This window comes from Dyadobacter ginsengisoli DSM 21015, from assembly GCF_059568735.1.
Window position 1 is genome coordinate 312732 of the sequence record NZ_JCANTY010000005.1, and the last position, 25068, is coordinate 337799.

17 protein-coding genes are annotated in these 25068 nt (G+C 51.7%); 8 read left to right on the plus strand and 9 right to left on the minus strand.

The window, feature by feature from the left end; all coding sequences use genetic code 11:
• Positions 1 to 14: 14 nt before the first annotated feature.
• On the minus strand, positions 15 to 3044 hold the full coding sequence (locus BP71_RS19830; protein ID WP_496382373.1) for a SusC/RagA family TonB-linked outer membrane protein: 3030 nt from the start codon (positions 3042 to 3044) through the stop codon (positions 15 to 17).
• 340 nt (positions 3045 to 3384) lie between these two features.
• Here BP71_RS19830 and BP71_RS19835 point away from each other — a divergent pair, with 340 nt between their 5' ends.
• From BP71_RS19835 to BP71_RS19845, 3 genes are all read left to right on the plus strand, one after another.
• A complete protein-coding gene (locus BP71_RS19835) occupies positions 3385 to 4395 on the plus strand; it encodes a LacI family DNA-binding transcriptional regulator (RefSeq protein WP_496382375.1) in 1011 nt (336 codons plus the stop codon).
• A 79-nt stretch (positions 4396 to 4474) separates the two neighbouring features.
• Positions 4475 to 5656, plus strand: a complete 1182-nt coding sequence (locus BP71_RS19840; RefSeq protein ID WP_496382377.1) for an alpha/beta hydrolase-fold protein — start codon at positions 4475 to 4477, stop codon at positions 5654 to 5656.
• A gap of 80 nt (positions 5657 to 5736) precedes the next feature.
• Positions 5737 to 7449, plus strand: coding sequence for a GMC oxidoreductase (locus tag BP71_RS19845; RefSeq protein WP_496382379.1), 1713 nt, complete (start codon positions 5737 to 5739; stop codon positions 7447 to 7449).
• 23 nt (positions 7450 to 7472) lie between these two features.
• On the opposite strand, the gene BP71_RS19850 is transcribed toward BP71_RS19845, so the two are convergent.
• The gene (locus BP71_RS19850; protein ID WP_496382381.1) at positions 7473 to 10013 is read right to left on the minus strand and encodes a TonB-dependent receptor; all 2541 of its coding nucleotides are present in this window, start codon (positions 10011 to 10013) and stop codon (positions 7473 to 7475) included.
• A gap of 181 nt (positions 10014 to 10194) precedes the next feature.
• Between BP71_RS19850 and BP71_RS19855 the strand changes: the two genes are divergently transcribed.
• Positions 10195 to 10386 carry a hypothetical protein gene (locus BP71_RS19855; RefSeq protein ID WP_496382383.1) on the plus strand — a complete coding sequence of 64 codons (192 nt, stop codon included), beginning with the start codon at positions 10195 to 10197 and terminating at the stop codon, positions 10384 to 10386.
• A gap of 7 nt (positions 10387 to 10393) precedes the next feature.
• Here the strand turns inward: BP71_RS19855 and BP71_RS19860 are convergent, their stop codons facing one another.
• Positions 10394 to 10594, minus strand: a complete 201-nt coding sequence (locus BP71_RS19860; RefSeq protein ID WP_496382385.1) for a KTSC domain-containing protein — start codon at positions 10592 to 10594, stop codon at positions 10394 to 10396.
• A gap of 8 nt (positions 10595 to 10602) precedes the next feature.
• Positions 10603 to 11286: a lipid-binding SYLF domain-containing protein gene (locus BP71_RS19865; protein WP_496382387.1), complete on the minus strand. Its 684-nt coding sequence runs from the start codon at positions 11284 to 11286 to the stop codon at positions 10603 to 10605.
• Between the two features lie 210 nt (positions 11287 to 11496).
• Between BP71_RS19865 and BP71_RS19870 the strand changes: the two genes are divergently transcribed.
• The 3 genes from BP71_RS19870 to BP71_RS19880 all read left to right on the plus strand — a co-directional run bounded on the left by BP71_RS19870 (position 11497) and on the right by BP71_RS19880 (position 15081).
• Positions 11497 to 11976 (plus strand): Dps family protein, encoded by a 480-nt coding sequence (locus BP71_RS19870; RefSeq protein WP_496382389.1) that lies wholly within the window; start codon positions 11497 to 11499, stop codon positions 11974 to 11976.
• A gap of 142 nt (positions 11977 to 12118) precedes the next feature.
• The gene (locus BP71_RS19875; RefSeq protein WP_496382391.1) at positions 12119 to 13444 is read left to right on the plus strand and encodes a cytochrome P450; all 1326 of its coding nucleotides are present in this window, start codon (positions 12119 to 12121) and stop codon (positions 13442 to 13444) included.
• A 23-nt stretch (positions 13445 to 13467) separates the two neighbouring features.
• Positions 13468 to 15081, plus strand: a complete 1614-nt coding sequence (locus BP71_RS19880) for a Na+/H+ antiporter (RefSeq protein ID WP_496382393.1) — start codon at positions 13468 to 13470, stop codon at positions 15079 to 15081.
• A gap of 18 nt (positions 15082 to 15099) precedes the next feature.
• On the opposite strand, the gene BP71_RS19885 is transcribed toward BP71_RS19880, so the two are convergent.
• From BP71_RS19885 to BP71_RS19900, 4 genes are read right to left on the minus strand one after another with little or no spacing between them, the layout of a single operon-like run.
• Complete coding sequence (locus BP71_RS19885; protein ID WP_496382395.1) at positions 15100 to 16050, minus strand: metallophosphoesterase; 951 nt, start codon at positions 16048 to 16050, stop codon at positions 15100 to 15102.
• Positions 16025 to 16783, minus strand: coding sequence for a 5'-nucleotidase C-terminal domain-containing protein (locus BP71_RS19890; protein WP_496382397.1), 759 nt, complete (start codon positions 16781 to 16783; stop codon positions 16025 to 16027). The genes BP71_RS19885 and BP71_RS19890 overlap by 26 nt, the downstream gene beginning before the upstream one ends.
• A gap of 49 nt (positions 16784 to 16832) precedes the next feature.
• Positions 16833 to 18422 carry a RagB/SusD family nutrient uptake outer membrane protein gene (locus BP71_RS19895; protein WP_496382399.1) on the minus strand — a complete coding sequence of 530 codons (1590 nt, stop codon included), beginning with the start codon at positions 18420 to 18422 and terminating at the stop codon, positions 16833 to 16835.
• Between the two features lie 24 nt (positions 18423 to 18446).
• Positions 18447 to 22007, minus strand: coding sequence for a SusC/RagA family TonB-linked outer membrane protein (locus BP71_RS19900; protein ID WP_496382401.1), 3561 nt, complete (start codon positions 22005 to 22007; stop codon positions 18447 to 18449).
• Positions 22008 to 22368: 361 nt separating this feature from the next.
• On the opposite strand from BP71_RS19900, the gene BP71_RS19905 reads away from it, so the two are divergent.
• A complete protein-coding gene (locus tag BP71_RS19905) occupies positions 22369 to 22767 on the plus strand; it encodes a hypothetical protein (protein WP_496382403.1) in 399 nt (132 codons plus the stop codon).
• A gap of 55 nt (positions 22768 to 22822) precedes the next feature.
• Here the strand turns inward: BP71_RS19905 and BP71_RS19910 are convergent, their stop codons facing one another.
• Positions 22823 to 24958: a M43 family zinc metalloprotease gene (locus BP71_RS19910; protein ID WP_496382404.1), complete on the minus strand. Its 2136-nt coding sequence runs from the start codon at positions 24956 to 24958 to the stop codon at positions 22823 to 22825.
• Positions 24959 to 25068: the final 110 nt, after the last annotated feature.

Sequence of the window (25068 nt, forward strand, 5' to 3'; positions counted from 1 at the left end):
TGAATATCAGATTTTTAAAATGTCAGATTAATGCCTGCGGTCCAGGTTTTGGCATTGGGATACGAAGCATGGTCGATGTTCTGGACAATGTCACCCACGCCGTTGGAGGTCGATTCCGGGTCGATGCCTTTGTATTGCGTGAAAGTCAGCAGGTTGGTACCGCTCACAAATACCCGCACCGAGGCGATGTTTTTCAGGAACGACCTGGGGATATCGTAGCCAAGGCTGATGTTTTTCATCCTTAAAAAATCCCCTTTTTCCAGGAACCGCGTCGACTGCACGTAAAAGTTCTCCTTCGCTCCGCTAAATGCGGGAATGTCGGACGTTTCGTTCACACCCGGAATATAGCGGCCTTTGATCGCCGCGAAAGTAGGCTGGCGGACGTCGGTACTGCCTACGACACCATTGGCATAGCTGTAATTGAGTTTGTTAAAACCAAATACACCCTGGAAGAAAACATTCAGCGAAATGCCCTTGTAAGAAAAGGTGTTGTTCCAGCCGAGGGTTGTTTTCGGCATCCCGTTGCCGATCACCTGATAATCCTTGGAATCCACGACCTTATCACCATTCAGGTCCCGGTAACGCGCGTCTCCGGGCTTCTGCTTATAGATGGCCGCTTCGTCGGCCTGGTTGGGCTTCCAGGTACCAAGGTAGTTCAACCCCCAGAATGCCGCCATTTGTTGGCCAGGGATCAGCACAAATTCGGTAGCCGCGAAAATCGTATCGCTTGCCGAGGCCAGCCTCACGACCTTGTTCTTGTTCAGAGACAAGTTCAAATTGGTGTTCCAGCGGAAACCCTTTCCCTCGATCACGTCTGCATCGACGGAAAACTCCCAGCCCTTGTTTTGCACCTCCCCGATGTTTTTCAGGATGTTATTACCGCCGATGTAAGCCGGAAGCGGTTGGCTGAGCAGCAGGTCGCGGGTGTTTTTGACAAAATAGTCCACGGATAATGAAACCCGCCCCCGCAGGATCTCGGCGTCGATACCGCCATTAACCTGTCCGGTGGTTTCCCACTTTAAATTCGGATTACCGGGGTTGCCCAGCACAATGCCATTGGTAATGCCATTGGTGAAATAGCCGGAAGTGAATGCCACCGCGGCGTCATCGACATTGGTAATGTAGCTCGAAAGCGTTCCGTATGGGTTAATGGCCTGGTTACCGGTGAGTCCCCAGCTGCCGCGCAGTTTCAGGCTGCTGAACACATTCTGGCTTTTCATGAATGCCTCCTCCGAAACCTTCCAGCCCAATGCCAATGACGGGAAAACGCTCCATTTGTTGTTACCCTGGAATTTGGACGAACCGTCCCGACGGATGGTTGCAGAAAGAAGGTAGCGATCGGCAAAACCGTAGTTGATCCGTCCCAGGTACGACATCAGGCTCCATTTGGAATAGCCCGAGCCTATGAGGTTGGAAGCTGCGAGCGCGAGGTTGTTGTACGACTGCGCCGGGTAGGTCAGGTTGGTGGCATTGGCATAAAACGACTCCCCGATCTGCTTCTGGGTTTCAAAAACACCGATCACGTCGAGGCTGTGCTTGCCGAAAATCCGTTTGTAGTTCAGCGAGTTGGTACTTTGCAAGGTAACCTGTTCGCCGGAGCTGCGGCCTGCGCGGGGCAGGTAGCTTGTCAGCAGCGGACCTGCGTAGGATTTATCCTGCTGGTTGATATAATTCACCCCATATTGCACATCGAGCGACAGACCGGGAATGAATTCATACCGCAAACCGCCGATCAGGTTCACGATGTTCCGGTTGGTGCGGCTATCCTGATCAGTCGTCAGTGCGAGGGGATTTTCAAAAATGGAGCCCGTCGGGTCGCGATAGGTGTAGTTGCCGTTCGCGTCATACACGGGCGTGGTAGGGGCCCATGCGAGGGCCTGCCCCAGCGCGCTGCCGCGTGCGCCGGTGCCGCTGGTGTTATGGTTTTCCCGGCGCGTTCCCGTGAAGTTCAGCCGCACCGAGAACTTATCCGAAACCTGCGAAGCAATGTTCGACCGCACCGTGAAGCGACGGTAATCCGAGTTATTGATGATCCCGTTCTGTTTGAGGTAGTTGGCGGATATCAGGTAAGTGGTTTTATCGTTCCCGCCCGAAATCCCGAGCTGGTATTCCTGCCCCCCCGCACGACGCAGGATCTGGTCCTGCCAGTCGGTGCCGCCATTCTGCCGGAACTGGTCGATCTGAGCCTGGGTGAAAACCGGGTTCGAATTCGTAGCTGCGGCCCGTGCGTTTACAGTTTCGGCATAATCGAATGCATGAAGGAGATCCATTCTCTTCAAAACCTCGGCAGAAGAGAACCGCGCTCCGAAGTTGACCTGCATGCCTCCTTTCTTGCCGGTTTTGGTGGTGATGATAATGACCCCGTTGGATCCGCGGCTGCCGTAAATCGCTGTGGCAGAAGCATCTTTCAGCACTTCCAGAGAAGCGATATCTTCGGGATTGATGTTGTTGAAATCCGCGCCCACAAAGCCATCTACGACATAGAGCGGACTATTGTCGCTATTGATAGAGTTAGCGCCCCTGATCCGGATACGCACATCTCCACCCGGTGAGCCCGATGCGTTGGTGACCTGCACGCCCGACGCCCGGCCTTGCAGGATCTGGTCGAGGCGGTTCACGGGCTGTTCCTTAAACTGGTCTGCCGAAATGGAGGTAAGCGAGCCGGTCACATCGCTTTTGCGCTGGGTACCATAACCTACTACCACGACTTCGTTCAGGATCTTGGTATCTGCCGCGAGCTGCACATGTATTTCGCTCTGGTTTCCGATTTCAATTTCCTTTGAAACATATCCTATAAATGAAAAGATGAGTGTGCCGCCGCCATCGGGCGCATTGAGCGAAAAACGGCCCTCGGCATCGGTACTGGTGCCGGTGGAAGTGCCTTTGATGATCACATTCACGCCGATCAGCGGTTCATTTTTTTCCGAAGTAACCCGGCCACGGACCGGTGCAGCGGCGGCGGAGACAGCGAACGAATGCCAGAGCAGGCAGTTGAGCAACAGGCAAAGCCAGAGCCGGCCCGTCAGTTTGTAGTTTTTTCTCATAGCTTGTTAAACGGGATAGGGCTTTCCGCGGCAGCGTAGACCCGGGTTAGGAAATGAAACGGTTTTAAGAAACTGGGTTAGGGTTAGGAATAGTTGTATTTTACCATGATTCACAATTTCATAATTGTGTCACAAAAACACTATCTAAGGGTAAGAAGAAAATTTCTTTAAGTCGCTGCAAACAAAACCCTTAAAAAATTTCCGCAAACCTTTCCGCAAACCTTTGCAGAAAAATTCAGTAGCAATCGCGCCTGTAATGTTTTGGTTCAGAAGCTTTTCTTCTGCTCTTTTAAGGAAGAATCGCTTTTAGATTTTTTCAAGTAAACGACTCAACACGACCATGGAAGATATTACCCTTAAAACCATCGCCACGAAGCTGGGCATTTCTATTTCCACGGTTTCGAGGGCATTGAAAAATCATCCCGATATCAGGGAATCGACACGGAAAGCAGTGTACGAACTGGCCGAGGAGCTCGACTATGAACCCAACCAGCTTGCCTTCCAGCTGCTCAACCGGCGCAGCAAAACGATCGGCGTGGTGGTACCCAAAATCAGCTATGCATTATACCTGCAAGCCATTCCGGGCATGGCCGAGGTGGCCGAAAAACATGGCTATCAGCTACTTATCTGCCAGACGGACGACAGCTACGAAAAGGAAGTGCGGCAGATCCAGAGTCTGCTCAGCTCACGGACTTCCGGCGTAGTACTTTCGATGTCCGCCAACACCACCAACTACGACCATTTGCACAAAATCCAGCGTAAGAATGTGCCGCTGGTTCTATTCAACCGTGATTGCGAGGAAATTATCTGCTCCAAGGTGCTGATCGACAATCACCAGGCAGCCTATGAAGCAACGGCACTGCTGATCGCTCAGGGTCGGCGGCGCATTGCATTCTTCCGCGGGCCGAAGCAGTTGCAGATCAGTCAGAAGCGGCTGGAAGGCTATACCCAGGCACTGTCGGACCACGGTATCCCCATCGACGAGCGCATTATCAAGATCGCGGAGCAGGAGAAAGATTCGATGATCGCCGCCATCAACGAGCTGTTTGATTCCGGCGCACAGCACGACGCTATTCTTGCATATAGTGACCAGATCGCGCAATGGGCCCTCGTACTCGCGAAGCAGCGCGGCATCCGCATTCCACAGGAACTGGCCATTATCGGCTTTTACAACGAACCTACCAATGAGCTACTGGATCCGCCGCTCAGCTCAGTGTCCCAGCCAGCCTTTGAGATGGGCGTGAAGGCGATGGAGCTGGTTTTCAAGGAACTTAACAGCACCCGTTTTGCATTCGAACGGGTGGTGCTGGAAAGTTCGATGGTGATACGCGGATCCAGCCAGATCATGTAAAACATTGTGCATTTATTTCAATCTCTCTGACAGGTATCCCTGCCGTTTCCTCGTCTTTCTCTGTGAAACGGATATTCTGATGAAACCCTTAAAAAAATACATCGCCATCCCCGCGCTGCTGGCCGCCACGTCGCTTTCCATGGCCCAGCAGGCGAACGTCAATCTCGATTGGGCTCCGCAAAAAAACACGCAACAGCTGGTACCCTATGGCGGCAATGTCATTTCACCGGAAGTGAAAGACGACCACACGGTTACCTTTCGCCTGAAAGCGCCTGATGCACAAAAAGTGGAGCTCACCGGCGGACCGATCCTGCTGGCGCTCAAAAGCAAGGACAATGTTCCATTTGTGAAGGGCAGCGATGGCGTCTGGACGCTGATTGTGGGACCCGTGGAACCCAACATTTACGTGTACCGCTTCCTGCTCGACGGCGTCGCCGTTGCCGACCCGAACAACACGCTGACCGGCACGTCCAACCAGCCGGGGTACAGCAACCTGGTCGTACACGGGAACGGGCCCGCCTATTATGACGCGCGTAATGTGCCGCACGGGAGCATTGCAAGGCATATTTATCATTCCAATGTACTTGATGGCGAGCGGGAAATGTTCGTGTATACACCGCCGGGCTATGATCCCAAAAAGAAATACCCCGTGCTTTACCTGCTTGGAGGAAGCGGCGAGCTGGCCTCCGGCTGGACACTGGACGGCCGGGCCAACTTCATCGCCGATAACCTACTGGCGGAGGGAAAAATCGTACCGATGATCATCGCCATGCCCAATAATCAGGTTATTCACCGGAATGATCCCAACCATCTTGACAAGACCTACAAACTGTTTGAAGAAGAAATCAGGAAGCAGATCGTGCCCTTCGTGGATGCGCGTTACAGCACGGTCAAAGACCGCAAAGGCCGGGCGATATCCGGACTTTCCATGGGCGGGCGCCACACCGAGGCCGTGGGCTTCAACGCGATAGACCTGTTCAGTTCATTTGGCATATTAAGCGCGGGCGACCTGGAACCGGAAAAGCTGAACCCGGCGTTTTTCAGCGATCCTAAAATCAAAGATAAAGTAGGCTACCTGCTGGTCGGGCTGGGCAGCGGCGAACAGGATTTTGTAGGTAAAAGATCCGCTGCCACGCATGCCGCTCTGGAAAAAGCCGGTGTAAAACATGACTATTTCATCGGCGGAGCCGGCGCGCACGATTGGGGCACCTGGCGGTTGCTGTTGCACGATAAGTTGTTACCCAACCTTTTTCGGAAATAATACCCTGAACAATATCCGCCCTCCAACAACACCTGACTCTAAACAACACCTGACCCTTTTTGCATTACAAAACATTTCACATGAGCTATTTCAATATTGACGCAGTAAACGCACAGACATTCGACGCGATCGTCGTGGGTACCGGGATCAGCGGCGGCTGGGCAGCCAAGGAACTGACCGAAAAAGGCCTCAAAACCTTGGTACTTGAACGTGGCCGCGACGTCAGGCACATTGTAGATTACCCCACTACCAACATGATGCCGTGGGAATTCGAGCACCGCGGATTACCGCCGCTGGCAGTTCGTGAAGCCAGCCCGATGGCAAGCAAGCATTATATCTTCCGCGAGGATGCCATGCATTTTGTGGTCAAAGACTACGAGCATCCCTATGTTCAGGACAAACCGTTCAGCTGGATGCGCGGCTACCAGGTAGGCGGCCGCTCGCTGCTCTGGGCGAGACAGACGCAACGCTGGTCGGATTACGACTTCGAAGGTCCGGCCCGCGATGGCTTCGCTACCGACTGGCCCATCCGTTATAAGGACATTGCGCCCTGGTACAGCTATGTGGAGAAATTTGCAGGCATTTCCGGTAACAAAGACGGTTTGCCGCAGCTTCCGGACGGTGAATTTCTCCCGCCACATGAAATGAGTTGTGTCGAAAAGCATTTCAGCGACCAAACTGCCAAAAATTACAAGGGGACCCGCCCGGTCATCATCGGTCGTGCGGCGCATATCACCGCCCCTCAGCCTATTCATACCCAGCAGGGGCGGGCCAAATGCCAGCACCGTAACATGTGTCAGCGGGGGTGCCCGTTTGGCGGGTATTTCAGCACCAATGCGGCGACTCTGCCCTGGGCGGAAAAAACAGGGAATCTTACATTGAGGCCACATTCGGTGGTGCATTCGGTGATCTACGACGAGCAGAAGAAACGTGCCACGGGTGTACGTGTGGTGGATGCGCTCACGAAGGAAATGACCGAGTACTACGCCAAAGTGATTTTCATCAATGCATCGGCCATCAATTCCAACCTGATTTTGCTTAATTCCAGGTCGGCACGCTTCCCTAACGGACTGGGTAACGATAGCGGTATGCTGGGCAAATTCATCGGCTTCCACAACTACCGTGGCCGCGTATCGGCAGATTTCGACGGCTTCCACGACCGTACCACCGACGGCCGGCGGCCCAATGGGGCCTACATCCCGAGGTTCCGTAACGTTTTCAAGCAGGAAACCGACTTCCTGCGCGGGTATGCGACCTCTTTTTCAGCTTCCAAAGTCGGCAATCCCAATACGGGCCTGGGCGAGTCGCTGAAAGAAAGCCTGTTCGCGCCGGAGGAAGGCGGCTGGTCGCTGGGCGCGCAGATGATGGGCGAAACGTTAACCAAAGAATCCAACTTCATAAGCCTCGATCCCAACCTGAAAGACGCCTGGGGCATCCCGCAACTACGGATGAATGTTGCATTCGATGACAATGACATGAAAATGGTGCAGGATTTTTATACCGAGTTGAGTGAAATGCTGCACAAGGCTGGTTTTACCAACATCAAAACTTCCGACACCCAGCGTAACCCGGGCAGCGAAAACCACGAAATGGGGGGCGCCAGAATGGGTAAAGACCCCAAAACCTCGATCCTCAATAAATGGAACCAGATGCACCAGGTCCCGAACGTCTTCGTCACCGACGGTGCCTCCATGACCTCCACCGCCACTCAAAACCCATCGCTCACCTATATGGCACTCACGGCACGGGCCGTGGATTATGCAGTGGGGCAGATGCGGAAGAAGGAATTTTGAGCGAGCGAATGATTCAATTTACTTCATTGAAAAACCAAAGTAACGTAGTACATCGCGCCGACCGCCGGTCCTCCCAGGAAGGAAACATAGTACTTGTTGAGCAGGTTGCCGGCACCGGCTTTGATGTGTGTTTTGATCGCAGAGACGTGGTAAGTTAGTTGCGCGTCGAGACTGCCGTATGCGGGGACATTGCCGTTGACGAGGAAGGTCTGGGAATAGTAGCCCGATTGCCATTTATAAGATATCGTCGCGTCGAGATTGGTAGCCAGCCCCTGTTTGGATACTGAGCCGTTCCACATCCATTTCGGCGTGTTGAAACCGTCTTCAAGTCCGTCCTGCTTTTCGGTATTTCTAAGTTTTGCAAAAGTGGTGTTCACTGCAAAAATCCACTCCTTTTTCAATTGATAGCTGAGACCTGTACTGAAACCGTAGTTGTAAATAACGGACTGCGAATTGGTGTACATCCGGTATTGAGCCTGTTTCGCTTTGTCGTAGAGGTCGTACGGGATGGCAGCCGCGTCGCCCGACACCGGGACATTCATGTTGGCCTGGGCAATGAAGTTGCTGTACCGGTTGAAATACAGATCTGCATTCGCGAACAAGTTGTTATCAAAAAACACCCCCCGGTAACCAAACTCCCAGGTCTGCGTATGCTCGGGCTTGACGTAGGTGTAGGGGTTCTTTTTCAGTAAGCCCTTGTTCTTTTCGATGGCAGCGTCCTGAGACAGGCCATTCGTGTTGATATCATTTAAAACCACCTGCTGGAAGTTTGTACCCGAGTTGGCGAGCCATGCATTCTCGAAAATCCCGCTCGACATTACCGGCAGGCCGCCAACCCGCTTCACTCCGCCGCTGTTGACATTGCTATACGCCTCAAAAATGCTCGGAAACCGGTAACCGCTCTGGAACGACGCTCTCAGGTTCTGGCTGTGAACGGGGCTGTAAACTGCTGAAATGCGCGGGTTGAATGTAGCATCGAAGTAATCGCTCTTGTCGGCGCGAAGGATGACACCCAGTTTCAACCTGTTGTTGATCAAACTCTTGTTAACGGACACGAACCCACCCGTTTTGCTGTATGCGATGGTCTTGCTCTCCTTTCCCGCCTCGGGATTCACGAAATAATTGCCGTCGGGTGCGATGAGATAAGTGCGGTGGTCAACTCCCACGAGCAGATCCAGCCCATGTTTTTCTTTCAGCGGGTGGAGGTATTTTTCTGTCAGGTTCACTTGCGCTTCGGCATGGACGAAATCTGCCTTCACGCGCAGCGCCGCGCCCACGTCCCAGTTGTTGATATCCTGCAATTTACTCAGCTGGACATTAAACCGTTCGGTGCCGGGCAGGTAGCGGCCCTCATCGGCGAGCGTCCTCGCCTGCCGCATGGCATCTGCGACAGTTGCACCGCCCGTGACCGCCTGATTGAAGCCCTTGGTGAAATCGGTATACCAGACATTGTCAGACTTGTAGCTGCGGTCCAAGTTTTCGGCCATCGAACGCAGGTTATACGACTTGCCGGTATTTTCAGAATTGACATATAGTTTGGCCTGCACAGATATCGACTGATATTGAATGCCGTGTTGTTGCACAAAATAGTTTTCAAGCCGGAAACGGTTGGCCCGCTGATAAACATGATCGAGCAGACCAAAATGATAGGTGTAGGTTAGCATCGCACCGGGGGCGATTTTATGATAGACCCCCACATCACCCTTGATATTCTGTAAGTTATAATCGACTACATTGGCCTCCTGGTAACCTGTACGGCTCACCACATATTTCTTCCCGCCCAGAGTGATCGTTTTACGGTCGGAACTCTCGTTGCCATAGTTGTTAACCGGATCACTGGCAGGATTATCGTTTCCGAAAAGCTGGGTACTGCTGTTGGCATTCGCATTCAGCTCGGTCTGGTCGGAAGCGATCCAGTCATAACCTTTGGTAAATTCCCCGTTCACCTTGAATGCCCATTTCGGTGCAATGATTTTGGCAAAACGAAGGGTTGTTTCGGTAAACGGCCTGGCTTTGCTCCGGCTGTCGTTCAGGTGATTGATAGCGGTTTTCTGCTGGATGGAAAGCCCTTCCGAGGTGAATGGGTTCTTGGTAAAAAAATTAGCGAGCCCATTCACGGTATTCATCCCGTACAATGCGGATGCTGTACCTGGAAGGATTTCAATGTTATCGATATCCAGGTCGGTCGGGCCGAGGGAGTTCCCAATCGCGCCGCCGATATGTGGTGACTGTACATCCATCCCATCTGTCAACTGTGCGAAACGAACATTGGCCGTATTCGAAAAACCCCTAGCGTTCAAGACTTTAAACCCCAGCGAGGGGGTGATCATATGCACGCCCTGAACGTTTTCAAGCGCATCAAAAAACGACAACGCGGGAGATAATGCAATGGTTTTACTGCTTACTTTCTGTATGCTGACCGGCGATACCAGGATGCTTTCCGTCACGCGGGAGGCCGTCACGACTACCTCGTCCAGCGCTCTGACTTTTAAAGTATCGGTCTGATTCTGCGCCTGGGCAATGCAGGAAACCACGGAAAAAAGGATAGTAAAAATTCTTTTCATTTTTTTAACACCAACCCATCGTTATAGCCAAGTGGAGATATCGATATTCAAAAAAAAGCCCGATTGGGGACCACAGCCGCGTTCGGGGCAGGAATATACGACAAAATAAAAACACCAGGAAAAGCCTGGCGGACATATCCGCCCCTAAAATGCTATCTTTGCTACCTTACTATTAAAATGAATGGCGCACGAACAAAAATTCCCAAACGGGGCAAAAGTGAGAATGAAGGGCAAGCCCGATGTGTGGGTGATCCTCAACCATGAATCAATTCAGAAAGGATCGGTAACGAAGATCACCGGAAAGATTAAATGCCGGAATCTGGTTTCGGGCGAGGTGAAATTCTGCAGTGAAAAAAACTGCGAACCAGCCTGAGTAATATTCAGTCCCCTACTTTTTCAAATTGGAAATTGCCTTTGATGTATCTATTCAAAAAAGTCCCTTTGGAGCGGGCAGCCGTCATGGCCTGATACACCTCCGAAGGGACTTTTTTATAGTCATATACCATCCCCGAAACATATACGATCCGTAATGTCTGCGTCTCCTCGTTGTAAATCATTTTGGAAACGACCGAAGATGGCATACTGCTTTTCAGTTAAAATCATCCAGCTTCTCGCGCAGCTCCTCGACAGCTTTGGATGAAATGTTTGATTCGTTAAAAATGGTTTTCACATCGGCCTTGCTGCCATACATACCTGTATTGGCTCGGGTATCGACCGCGAGCATTGCACCATTCACCGTCACACCGGCAAACAGTCCCTTGGCCCTCGAATAGGAGTAAACTTCCGCTTCGAGTTTGTAATCCGTTGTGGCAGAAGCATTTTTACTCACCGGCCCTGCCGCTACCGACAGGTCGGAGCCCAGCGTATAGTCGCCCTTTTCAATATTCATCAACGACTTTTCGCTTTTAAAAACTAACACCAGGTCCACAGCCTGCACGCCGATCTGCGCGCCTACGCTACCACCCGTGATCGTCACAAATACCGGATCGCTCCATTTACCATCTTCATGTTTGATCATCGCAAGACCCTTCCCGTGCTTCCCTCCCACTACCAATCCGGCATTGATCATCCTGGGTACGATGATAATGCCTTTCGATGCTTCGAGAAGTTGCGCAGGGATCTGCTGCTGCATTCCGTTGAAATCGTCGAGAACCGCCGCGGCAGCCTTCACTTTATCTTCTTCCTTATTCTGGGCCAAAGACGGGACCGAAAAGGCCAGGCCCAACCACAGCAGCCCGTTGACTTTCATTGTTTTCAAATTTTCGAGGAACATAGTTTATTGGGATTAATGGGTATAAACTGAATACTTCAAGTATCATGCCTGCCGGAACGGAAAACCGCTTTCCGGCAACAGAAACCTGTATTTGACCGCCCGTTTGCGGCCGTCAGGAACAATTAACGCAACAAATGCCCTTTTCTGATTTTCTGGTATGGTTTTGATGACAGAATTTCATGAAACAATGTCAACCCAATCTTCAATATCATGGATGCCAAAACAATCAGCCTGAGTGAAACCGATGTCAAACCGGTTGTGGATTTACTGAACGACTATCTGGCCAACTACCACATTCATTACCAAAAATTGAGGGGCTGCCACTGGAATATCAAGGGACAGAACTTTTTCACGCTGCACGTCAAATTCGAGGAGTTGTATACCAATGCGCAACTGACGATCGACGAGATCGCCGAGCGCGTACTCACGCTGGGCAAGCCGCCGCACAGCCGTTTTGCCGATTACATCAGCGAATCCTCGATCAAGGAGATTAATACGATCGGTATGAAAGATCTGGACATGGTGGATGCCGTACTCGACGATTTCAGCAAGCTGATCAGCCTGGAAAGGGAACTCCTCGAAGCCACGGCCCAGGCTGGCGACGACGGTACCAATGACATGGTGAACCGTTTCATGCAGTTCAAGGAAAAAAATACCTGGATGCTGCGGTCGTTTGCGGGCAAGAAATAAGGTTATTGCTATTTTAAAAAGGTGCGTGGCCGGGCGTCGTGCACCTTTTTACATGCCTGCCCGGTCATATTTTTATTACCGCCCCACGCCCATTATTACGCCGGAATGGTTTATTTGCATGGATTCCCATCATTTATACGGTATGCGTTCCATTCCCGAGTTCAAAATCGGCCCGATCCGGCTGTTAGCCCCCGTTCGTTTTGCCCGTGATCCGCTGCATTTTCTGCGGCAGGGGTTCGATACCTGTGGGGATACCTACAAAATCCGCCTGTTCAAAGAATTTATCGTCACGCGTGACCCCGCTTTTTTCAGGCACGTGCTGCAACAGCATCACAAGCAGTTCAAAAAAGGGAATTCGGTAAAAATGCTGCGGCCGGTATTAGGCAACGGACTGGTGATCAGCGATGGAGATTTCTGGCTGCGCCAAAGAAGGTTGGTGCAACCCGCTTTCCACCGCGAACGACTAAACGACCTGTTTTTGACCATGGGCGAGCTCACCACCGCATTCCTCGACGAGCTGGAACTACTGCGGAACAAGGGCACCGTCGATATCGATGCCAAAATGATGGGCATTACCTCGGATATCGCATTGAAAACCCTCTTCGGGAACATGAATAACGAAGATAAGGAGCAGATTTACAGGCAGGTAAGCCGAACTCAAACCTATCTCGTGACACGGGTACGCAAGCCTTACCGTTTGCCGCTCATGGCCGTCAATGGCGAAGATCGGCGCTTCAAATCGGACCTGGCGTATTTCAACAGGTTGGTTTTCGACTTTATCAGCAAGCGGAGATTATCCGGCGAGATGCCCAATGACCTCCTCCAACTGCTGCTCGACAGCACGGATGAGGAAACCGGCGAGCAAATGAACGATGAGCAGATCCGTGACGAGGCTATTACCATGTTCGCCGCCGGTCACGAAACCTCGGCCACAGGGCTGAGCTGGCTGTTATGGGAGCTTTCGGCTCAACCGGAGATCGTGAAACGGATCAGGAAAGAATGTGAGATATTTGAAACAGTACCCGGTTTCGAACAACTCATTCAAATGCCCTACACCCGCCAGGTGGTGGAAGAAGGCCTGCGCCTGTACCCGCCCGCCTGGACGATGACGCGCGAAAGCACCGTCGATCAGGAAATTGAGGGCTACCCGGTTCCAAAAGGCAGCTCGGTATTCATGTCTATTTTTGAGCTGCACCGGAATCCAAGCCTTTGGGATAATCCTGGGACATTCAATCCCGACCATTTCAATGCCGAAGCCGTGAAGAATCGCGCCAAATTCAACTACCTGCCTTTCGGTGCCGGACCGCGGATATGCATCGGTCAGCAGTTTGCATTAATGGAAATGCAGCTGTTACTGTCCGCATTGATCAAGCGGTTTACGTTCGGTCGCGAGCCGGGCTTTACCGTGGGTATGCATCCCCAGATTGTATTGAAATCCACAAATGGTATTAAATTGAACTTGCGATAAAAGCCGATACTGAACGAACCCCTATGCACGAATCCATTATACTGTACCTCTCGCTGGTGATGATCATCATGTTACTGGTCATGCTCGCGAGGCGAATCAAAATTGCTTACCCTATTGTGCTGGTCCTCGGCGGATTGGCCCTCAGCCTGGTCCCCGGCCTACCGACGGTGGAAATAGACCCGCAGCTGATCTTCCTCATTTTCCTGCCGCCATTGCTTTATGAAGCAGCCTGGCAGACTTCCTGGAAGGACTTCTGGAAATGGCGGCGGGTCATCGGATCCTTTGCATTCATCATCGTCATCTTTACTTCCTGCGTGATCGCCTATGTTTCGCAGGCGGTCATTCCCGGATTTACACTGGCACTGGGCTTCCTGCTGGGCGGCATTATCTCACCGCCCGATGCGGTAGCGACCACTTCCATACTTCAGAATATAAAAGTCCCCAAGCGCCTGATCACCATTGCCGAAGGCGAAAGTTTACTGAACGATGCATCGTCACTGATCGTCTTCAGATTTGCACTGGTGGCTGTGGCATCCGGCACCTTTGTACTTACGGAAGCGGTTTCCAGCTTTTTCATTGTCATTATCATGGGATTTGCCGTCGGGATGGGCGTTGCGCTGATTTTCTACGCCATTCACCGGTGGCTGCCCACCACACCCAGCATCGACACCATTCTGACTTTCGTAGCTCCTTATGCAATGTACATCGCGGCAGAAGAATTCCATTTTTCAGGTGTCATTGCCGTCGTGACCGGCGGGCTCTTCCTTTCGAGAAACCAGCATAGCATTCTCACTCATTTGAGCCGGATACAGGGTATCAATGTGTGGTCGACCGTGGGGTTTGTACTGAATGGTCTGGTTTTTATGCTCATCGGGCTCGAACTGCCGGTGATCGTACAGGGATTGGGCGACGCTTCTCTTTTTGAAGCCATCAAGTACGGGCTGATCATTTCACTCGTGGTGATCATAACCCGCATTGCCAGCACCATTGGTTCGTCCTATTTTACGGTTATTATCAGCCGTTTCATCACCACCGCTGATCCCAGTCCGGGGTTGCGCATGCCATTTGTGTTTGGCTGGGCGGGGATGCGCGGCGTGGTTTCACTGGCATCAGCATTGTCCATTCCGTTGCTGCTGGATAGCGGACAGCCATTCCCGCAGCGGAATATGGTGTTGTTTATCACTTTTGTAGTGATACTGGTAACGCTCGTTTTCCAGGGGCTTACCTTACCACTGATCGTCCGCTGGATGAACATCGAAGAAAAGGACTATTCGGTGTCCTCACATGAGCAGGATGTGGTGATACGCCGGAAGCTCGCCAAAGCTTCGCTCGATATGCTCAACAGCAAATATGCGTCCGAAATACCCGAAAACGAATTATTGCAAAGCCTGAAATTCAAGCTGGAAAGCGACATCGGATTTCTGGATCACGCCCGCGATTCGGAAGCCATGGACTCCGGGCTGCCATTTGTGACCCGCTATCAGGCTATTACCAAGGAATTGCTGGAACACAAGCGGCATATTCTCCACCAGTTCAATAAAAAGGAAGCCTACGAGGAAGAGGTAATCCGTCAGCATCTGGCACAGCTGGACCTGGAAGAAGAGAAAGTCCGGCAACAATTCCTGCATATGGAATAGCCGCCGGACCCGACTATTTTATCCCAAAAGCATTTCACGCACCGGCAGCACCGCTGAAACCATCTGCTTTTTGCCGGTCTCCCGGTTGAAGAAATAGTCGAGGCGGCCGAGGTTAATACCTGCAAACCCGACTTGATTAATGGTCGTGACCTTCCCATCGAGATTCAGGATGTTTTCAGGCTCCTTCATGAATGTATGCGTGTGTCCGCCGATGATGAGGTCAATGTTCCGCGTTGATTTGGCCAGGATCTGATCGGAAACCTTGTTTTCTTTGTATTTATACCCTAAATGCGAAAGGCAGATCACCATATCGCAATGATGGTCATTTTTAAGCAGGGATGCCGTTTCATTGGCTCTGGCGATGGGATCGAGGTAAACGGTTTCGAGATAGTTCTTTTTATTGACCAAACCTTCCAGCTCAATGCAGACTCCAAACACTCCGATTTTCACCCCCTGCTTTTTGAAAATCCTGTACAGCTGCGTCTTGCCTTTCAGCTCGGTATTGTCAAAATTATAGTTGCTGACCAGGAACGGAAAGTTGGCATGCGGCAATTGTTTGACAAAACCTGCAATGCTGTTGTCGAAATCGTGGTTGCCCATGGTCGAAGCATCATAGCCCATCTGGCTCATGATCGTAAATTCCAGTTCGCCGCCGTACAGATTGAAGTAAGGCGTTCCCTGAAAAATGTCTCCCGCGTCGAGCAGCAGCACATTGGGCTGTTCTTGCCGTATCTTTTTGACCAATGCCGCGCGCCGGGCTACCCCACCAAGCCCCTGGTTGCGGGAACCGTCCATGGGGAACGGGTCAATGCGGCTATGGACGTCGTTGGTATGCAGGATTGTGAGCTGAACCGTGGCGTCTTTCGCCATCGCCGAAAGCGGAAATGCTCCCAGCCCCATCCATGCCGCGGCTTTCGCACCGGTTTTAAGGAAATCCCTTCTGCTATTTATCTGAAACAATTCTTCCATCGAGTTGAGCGGTTATTTTTTTTCCCTGACGCGTCAGGTCGTTGATGTTTTCAAGCAATGCTTCACGCACTTTCTGGTTGATCTCCCGGCGTTCGAGCGGATTCCGCAAGCATTCGAGGTCGTCACCACCATCGGCCAGGTAGTCGTACGTCAGCAGGTTGTAGGTTTTATTGATGTCAAAAGGCTGCCCGCCAATCGTGACGTCGTAGGCGGCATTGTTCCTGATCTTCATCCGGATACCGGCAACCGGTTCTCCATCCTTTTTGGCTATAAAATCAATGACCTTCTGCACATTGGGGCCGGACAGTTTCAGCACCACCATTTCATTTTCGAATGGCATCAACTCGTAAACCTGTGAAACCGTAATATCTCCTTTTGGGAAAGTCGTGCGGAGACCGCCTTTGGTGGCGAGCGTAAACTGGATCGTAGGGTCTTTTTTAAACCCTTCTTTCAGCATCGCTTCGGCGAAGAAATTGCCCATAAGCGTTTCGGGATCGCCGGGTTTGGTCAATGCCTGGTCCGTCTGACCGATCACCCGGTTCATTTCCGCCTGCATTTTCTTCTTATACGGTTCGTAGTACCGCAATATAACAGAATCGGCACCGACCTGCTGGTCGATGCCGTACTGTTTGTATTCGCTTTTGGTGACCGTAAGTTGTTTCCGGCAGGATGCCATCAGGCTGATGCCGGCAAACAACAAGATACTGTAAACCGGCCTGACAAGAGTTTTCATAACGTAGTTTTAGAGCCCTAAAATTACGTGCGAAACTCCGGATTTCCTGCTACCATCCGTCATTCTGCCGAAGATTCGGGTTTGCGTCCAACTGTGACTGGGGAAGGGGATATAATTCAAGTCGGGGTGAATAGGGAATCAGCACATTATCCACGATCTGACTATCGGACATCGCATCGATCTCCTCCTTCAACGTCCCCCATCGCCGTATATCAAATACCGTATTGAACTCTCCACTCAACTCGAGCCTGCGTTCCGCCCTGATCGCTGCGCGCAATGCAGGCACGGCAGTGGCTTTGGAAGGCAAGGCTTTTGCCCGAGCACGTACGCGGTTAAGCAATGGCAAAGCCTCGGCCGTCTTACCGGTCTCGACCAATGCCTCAGCCAGCATCAGGAGTACATCCGAAAACCGCATTTCAATCAGGTCGGCGCTATAACCTTGTATCGGTGCGCCCGCAGGACGTGCTTCGCGTGCCATTTTTCCAAACGCTATGCCATATTTGAAATCGTCGTGACCAAACGACTCATTCGTCCGCTTGTTGATATAGTTCGCAATGGTTGGATTGTAAATAATGCTATCACCCTCCTGAGCACCCGCCCGCGCTCCGCCCGTGAACTTATACCTGGATACCAGTGTAAAATCCCGGCGGGTATCCGTCTTTTCAAACAGGTTGTAAAACGCATAGGTCAGCCCGTAGTTAGTCTGCTCGTCCCCATTCACCAGCCCCGACGGGAACAGATTGAATGGCAGGATATTACCATTCTGATTGGAGGAGTTGACAAAATACCCGAAGGATAACACAATTTCACGGTTGCGCTCATTGGCTAACGCAAACACATCGGTAAAGTCGGGCAGCAGTTCCATGTCGTACTTTTCCTCATTGACAGCCCCTTCAAGTTCACTCAGCTTTTCCACGGCCTTTTGATAACTTTCTGTCCTGTTCAATGGTTTACCCGCCATAGTCAGGTACACCTTGCCCATCAATGCCTTCACCGTACCTGCGGATACGCGCCCCAGCTCGCCCCCCCCTCTGGAATCGGGCAGGATCGTTTCGGCAAATGCCAGATCAGCCAGGATAGCCTCATATACCTCCGAGTCCGTAGCTCGCGCAGCGAAGATCAGATCACGGTCGTCAAACGATTTGATCTCGTTCAATATCAATGGGACGCCTCCGAACAGCCTCACGAGGTTGAAATACGCATATGCACGCAACACACGCGCTTCTGCAATGTAGGGGTCGGCTTCTTCCTCCTCGCCGGGAACTGCCATTTTTGCATTGGCGATGACCGTATTGGCCCGGTAGATGATTTTGTAAAACCGTGCCCAAACCGACTCGAATGCGCCGGAGGTGGGTGTGTGCCCAAAACGATAATAAGGATCAGCGCCCGATCCGAGAATCCCCGCGGTAGCATAGCGGTGCCCCGATTCTGCCAGGATAAAACGGTTGTAAATGTCGCCATAGTCGGGCGCGGTCCAGGCCTGGTACACGCCTATCGTCGCCTGGTTCAGGCCATCCTCATCTTTGAATGCCACGTCTTTGCTCAAAGAAGAGTACGGTGCCTCTTCCAGATTGTCTTTGCAGGAAGTAATGCCCAGCATGGCCAGCAGCATTACGGTTATCTTGATATGAATCTTCATGTTCGTTGAATGCGTTGGTCAACATTAGAAATTGCAGGAAAACCCGATGGTATACGAGCGCTGCGCCGGATAAGCACCGTAGTCAATGCCCTGTTGCAGCAGCGACTGTCCATAGGAGCTCACTTCGGGATCAAAGCCGGAATATTTGGTCCAGGTCCAGAGATTGGTACCCGTTACAAACAGCCGCGGGTTCTGGACCGGGCCTAGCCTCGGGAATGTGTAGGATAGCGTCAGCATTTTCAAACGTGCAAAACTACCATCTTCCAGCATGGTGGAATTGATATCGCCTGAGGCAATCCCGCGCTGCACGCCCGGATATTTGGGGTTATTATGGGGATTGGCATCGGTATAGCGGTTGCGGTACCATTCTTCCGCCTGGTTGAATCCTACCCCACCATAGTCCACCACCCCATTGCTGACATAAAACCGCGTCAAATTCAGGACATCGTTTCCAACCGAACCGGTAAACAATGCATTCACGGAGAAGTTTTTCCAGGTGAGATCATTACTCCATCCGAAAGTAAAATCGGGGGTCGACTTACCCAGTACTACACGGTCATCGGCGGTGATAATGCCATCGCTATTCGTATCGGCATAGATCCAGGCGCCATAAAGCGGTGTACCCTTAAAGCCGGGTGGGCGCGGCCCCTCGAAGGTTGCGAACTTTGGATTCCCATCGGCATCAAAATCGCCCTGCTGGCTCAATCCGGCAACCCGGTAACCAAAAAACCGGCCTACCTCCTGGCCGGGAACCAGAATACCCGACACGCCGCCAAGCAGGTTTCCATTGATGCTGACATAATCCGGCTGAGTTCGATCACCGAGATCGATCAACTTATTAAGGTTTCTTGAGATATTCACCCGGGTGGAGAACGTCACATTCTTTTTCTGGATGATATTGCCCTGAATGCTTAACTCGACCCCGCGGTTACGCATCGTGCCGTAATTATCGATAATGGTTCCCACACCGGATTGTGTGGGGACTTTCCGCGGCTGCAGCAGGTCGGAGGTCACCTTGTTGTAATAGTCGAAACTCAGCACGATCCGGTCTTTGGCCGTATTGAAGTCCACTCCGGCATTGAACTGTCTGGTTCGTTCCCAGGATAAGTTCGGATTGGCAATGGTGTTAGGGAAAACACCTGTGTTGATAACCGAACCATCTCCACCGGGTCCCATTTCATAGAAACCGGCGCTGTAAAGTGATAGCGAAGAGTAGGGCGAAATAGCCTGGCTTCCCGTTTCACCATAGGATGCACGGAATTTGGTGTTTGAAATAAAGGTCACTCCTTTCATAAACTCTTCCTGATCCAGGTTCCAGGCAACGGCCACGGCGGGGAAAATGCCGTACTTTTTGTTCTCCGCGAATGCGGACGCGCCATCCGCACGAACTGAAGCATTGAGCACATACCTTCCCTTGAACGAATAGTTGGCACGTACGAAGCCCGATTGCAGAATGCGCTTTTCCTTGAAAGACCCGATCACCTGCGACTGCGCCGTGCCGATGTTATCGACCCCGAAAAAAGGTACAGCGAAGCCTGACGAATTGGTGGTGAGGAATTCAACAGTCTGGTCGTTATATTCCACACCCAGCGTGGTATTCAGGTAATGGTTTTTTCTGAAAGTCTTTTCGTACTGCAGGTAGGTGTTGAAGTTGTAGCTGTACGTATTGGCCGAAGTGTTACTCCCTTTTCCGTTAACCTGATTACCTTCCCCGGTGGATGGCGGCAGGAAAACTTTCCGGCGTGTGAGGTTCTGGTTTCCGGCTAAACTTACCACCAGTTGCAGGCCATTCGCGATCTTGAAGTAGTTCTCGATGTTCAGGATCGAGTAATCGCTCTGGGTGACATCGGTCTTCGCCATCAGTTCATTGTAAGGATTGGAAAAGTAGTAACCCTGGTAGTTGGGAATACCTAAGCTGTTGTTACCCAGATAATCGATTTCCAGCGTAGGCGCGGCGCGCAGCCCGTCCATGAGTCCGCCCGAGCTCGGCCATGCGCGTGAGGCGGTCACGGCCCGGTTGGTTTTCTGTCTGGTAAATGAAAGCTGCCCTTTGACAGTATACCAGTCGTTGATCTCGTTGTTGAGATTCACCCGCAGACTCGCCCGGTTATTGTCGGAATTAATGATAGTCCCTTTGTCTTTCAGATAGTTACCGGAGATATAATAGGACGATTTCGGACTGCCTCCCGAAAGGCTTAATGTGATATCCTGCCGAAAACTGGGCTGTGTAATGGCATTCACCCAGTCGGTGTTCGTCATGGTGCTGTCCAGATTCTCAAACGGCGGGTTCCGGTCGGATACGCGAAAGCTCTCATTGATCACCTCCGCATACTGCCGGGAGTTCATCATCCGGATCGGATTGGAAATACTGCCGAATGACGTCTTATTGATCAGTTCTACACGCCCTTCCCCTCTCCTGCCCGACTTCGTGGTGATCAGAATAACCCCGTTTGCACCACGCGAACCGTAAATGGCGGTTGCCGACGCATCTTTAAGGATTTCCATGCTCTCGATATCATTCGGGTTGATGCCGTAAAGGCCATTCTGGCTGGATGCGCCATAGAAATTGGCCCCGGCTTCGCGATAGGGTGGCATCGGAAACCCGTCGATCACGTACAGAGGCTCGTTGTTACCGCTCAGCGAGTTGTTTCCACGGATCCGCACTACTGCGGCGGCACCCGGCTCACCCGAGTTTTCCACCACCTGCACGCCGGTCGCACGCCCTTGAATGGCCTGATCGATGGTATTGATCACGGCGGATTTGTATTCCTGGGAAGCTACCCGGGACGTCGAACTGGCCAGATCACGCTTGCTTTGCGCACCATACCCGACTACGACCACCTCTTTGAGTGCCTTTGCTTCGGGAACGAGCTGTATATCGTATTGGGTTTGCTGCGTCACAGGCACTTCACGAGTTGTAAAACCAACGAAGCTATACACCAGCGTGCCGCCTTTCTCAGGTACCTTCATTTGAAAAGAGCCATCCGGCTCGGTGGTGGCCTGTATATCAGTGCCTTTGACCAAAACGGCTACGCCAGGCATTCCAGCACCTTTTTCATCCTTTACGACACCCTTGATCGCCCGTGCATTCGGGCCGGCGTCGGCAGTACCCTGCATGGCGCGGGTTGCTGCCGAGTCGGGCTGCTGGGCTGCTGGCTGCGTCTGAGCGGCATTCCCTTGCTGGGCAGGTCGAGCGCTATCGGGCTTAACGGCCGGAGTTGTAGCGGCGCCTGCTTTGTTGAGCGAATCTTTACTTAACGAATCTTTTTGAGAAGCGGGCTTTTGCAGCGGATCGAAGTTCTGCGAGGGTTTCACCAGGGGTGAATTCGAGGATTTATTCGCAGAGTCGGAAGTTGATTGTGTCTTGGGGAGGGTATCGGGGGCTGGGCGGGGTGGCGCGGGTTTGGGAACCGGTGTGGCGAGTGTGTCTGGTTTCGGCTTTCGCGTCGAGTCAGGCACTGTCTGCTGGGCGGCTACGGGATGAATGTGACTTAGTATCAACAGTAACAGCACAAAACCGGTTCTCAGAAAAATGAGCGTGCCCGGACTGGTTGGGGGCTCGCATGCTCGTTGAGTTTTTCTCATGTTCTTTCTGGCTAGGTGACGGGACGAGGTCCCGGAAAACTTTATTCAGCCATCACAGACAAAAACCATACCGATATGTTCCCGCAAGTTATAAAACGGACACTCGTAGCGTGGTGGCCTGCGGATACCCCTCACGCTTCTTTCCTGCGTTTCACGGCTAACTCCCACAACTATATGCCTGATCCTTCGGGGCATCCGAACCCGGTCTCCGAACTCTTCTATCTAATTTTTCAATTATCCAAGAAACAGAACCTATTATTTTTGGAAACATCCCGGTTACGATTACATTTGTCAAAATGCCCGCACGTTACGGGATTGAATTTTGCTTAGTTTAAAGGAGTGTAAAAAACCAACTTCGACCATGCGCCAGGAAGAACAACTGCTAACAGCCGACTACATTGAATCCCAGATCGGAAATGTAATAGAATACTACATCCGCTGGGATTTTGAAGAGGACCCTTTTTACGGGAAAGCCCGGATCAAAGGTTTGGTCGATGATGACTCAGGCGGGTTGAAGATCATCTGTGACGTCATCGAGGGAAGCGATCTGGAATCGGCTTATGAACAGGAAGAGGTTTTTATGCATTCGGACCACCATCCCATTTACGCCGGACAGCTACCCGAAATCTACTCTGCAAACTGGGTAAATACCGACGGGAAGAAGAAGAGACAGCTTTTCATTGCGCCGCCCAACGAGAACGCCAAAGAGTTTGCGGTTTCTCAGACCAATAGTAAAGTGATCGTCAAAAGGATATATTAAGACAAAAATCCCCGTCTGAAATCAGGCGGGGATTTTTATTCACCCATCAGCGTGATTAGTTTTTCACAATCTTCTTCGTCAATACGCGATCCTCGAATTCAGCTTTCACCACATACAAACCCGATGCGTACCTGGTCAGGTCGAAATTATAAACATTGGTACTGACCTCCCCTGTAATGACAGTCTCCATGATTTTCTGGCCGGAAACGTTATAAATCGATACCGATTTCAGTTTTTCAGGATGCGGGTAAAACTGCACTGAAACAAGACCGCCGGTTGGATTGGGTGTTACCAGGAACCCTGCTTCTTTCAGGTTCGGATTAACGGTAACGGTCCGGATATTGATGTCGTCGAGGTAAATGTCGTTCTCATTGCCGTTGGTATTCAGGAATGCTACCAGTATTTCGCCCTGGCCGATGAAGCTGCCGATATTGATCTCCTCGCTCCTCCATTCATTGACGCCCGGTGTAAATGCGGTCCTGGTGGCAGCGCTTCTGGTAATGAGCGAAGAGCCCCATTTTTTGTAGACGGTTGTATAAGTTTGTCCGCAATCCGTACTGATCAGCACCTGCAATGTATCCCAGACGTTCCCTATCGCCGAGGCATTGGTGTAAGTGGCCGCAGCGACCTGGAATGACACAAATGCCGAATCCACGCCTGCTATATTCACCGTCGGCGACCGCAGATAATCACGCTGCCCAACTACCTGGTTATCAAAATTACCGATTTTGACCGACGAGCTACCTGTTTTCGCCGCGGTGGATGTTTTCTCCCAGGTCGATCCGCCGTCTTCATTGACTATATCCCATCCCTGTGGCGGGAACAATCCTTCGAAACCCTCTTTCACCGGTGCGCTGAACGGTTCGTAATAAATGAAATCGAGGCTCAACGAATCATTGGATGTATCTTCGTCGGCCGCTCCATTGGGATTGGAAGTATATATGCTCAAAACATGGTTCCCCTCTGCCGTCGTCAGCACGGGCAAAGTGACCGTCGTCTCGGCAAAGGTCGCCAGAGAGCCCGTCCAGCTATAATGCTGCACAGTCCCATTGTCGATCACGGCGTGAATCGTTACCGAGGTGAGTGTCTGACTACCCTTGTTCACCAGGGTCACCTGCGGTGTAAGAGAACCGACGCAGATACGCTGGGCAGGTTGGCGGATTGCCTTCAGCGACGCATCCTTGGTCTTTACATCCACCGGCGTACAGCCATTGGAAAGGCTCAATAGCGAGCGATAGGTCGTGAATGCGGCTTCCATGCGGGCTACCTGCAATTTGGTAAACATGTACAAGCAGGCATCCGGCGTGTAATCCATGTAATTCTGGTACATGATACCGGGAGAAGATTGTGTACATCTGTCCGTGACGATTCCCGTCTGGCAGGTTGTGGTGCGGTCGCTCTGATTAGGCGTATCGTCCACTTCGTCGGTACCACTGCAAGCGCCGTTATCATCGCCCCAGATGTGAAAAAGGTTAAAATAGTGCCCTATTTCATGGGTAAGTGTTTTTCCCTGGTTGAAACCCGTGGCGCTTCCGCCCGGCAGCGAAGCGTAATCAACCGCCACGCCCTGCTCATCCTTAACACCGTCATCCGGGAAGGTCGCATAACCGAGCGTACCTCCCGAGAGGTCGCAGATCCAGATGTTCAGATACTTGTCGGTATCCCAGGCATCGGCTCCGCCCGACTCGGCGTGTTTAACCTCATTGGTAGTGTAATCAAAGGAATTCCGGGTCGTCGTGTAGCGAACGATACCGGTCGAGGGCGCATCCTGCGGGGTACGCTGAGCCAGACAGAACTGAATGCCGGACTGGCCGAACAGCGATCTGAAATGGGAGGGAATCTTTTCGGCACCAGCATTCCTGCCTGCATAATCTTTGTTAATCGTATCGAGCTGCGCCATGATCTGCGCGTCGGTCACCATCGATTGCCGGTTGAGCACGATGTGAAAAACGACCGGGATCGTCACCTCGGCATTCGCTTTGAGTGTTTTCCCGGACAACGCCCGCTCCCGTATGACCTGTTTCAACCGCAGCTCGCGCTGGTCGAACATGATTTTAAGGGCGGGCTGATCCGTGAACCTTTTTTGAAGTAGTTCCATTGTACCGCAACGATCCTGTGCATCGACAGGCGCTACCATAACGGTAAAAAACAGGAAAGTCAAGACTTTGAACAGAGGTATAGTATGTCGCATCGGGAAGATTCGGGAACTGGGTAAAGTGATTTTTTTGCTAATTACAGACGGGAAGCCGGTTTATTCTCCTACTACGAAAAAAAAGTGCCGTCTGATGCGAATCGAATATT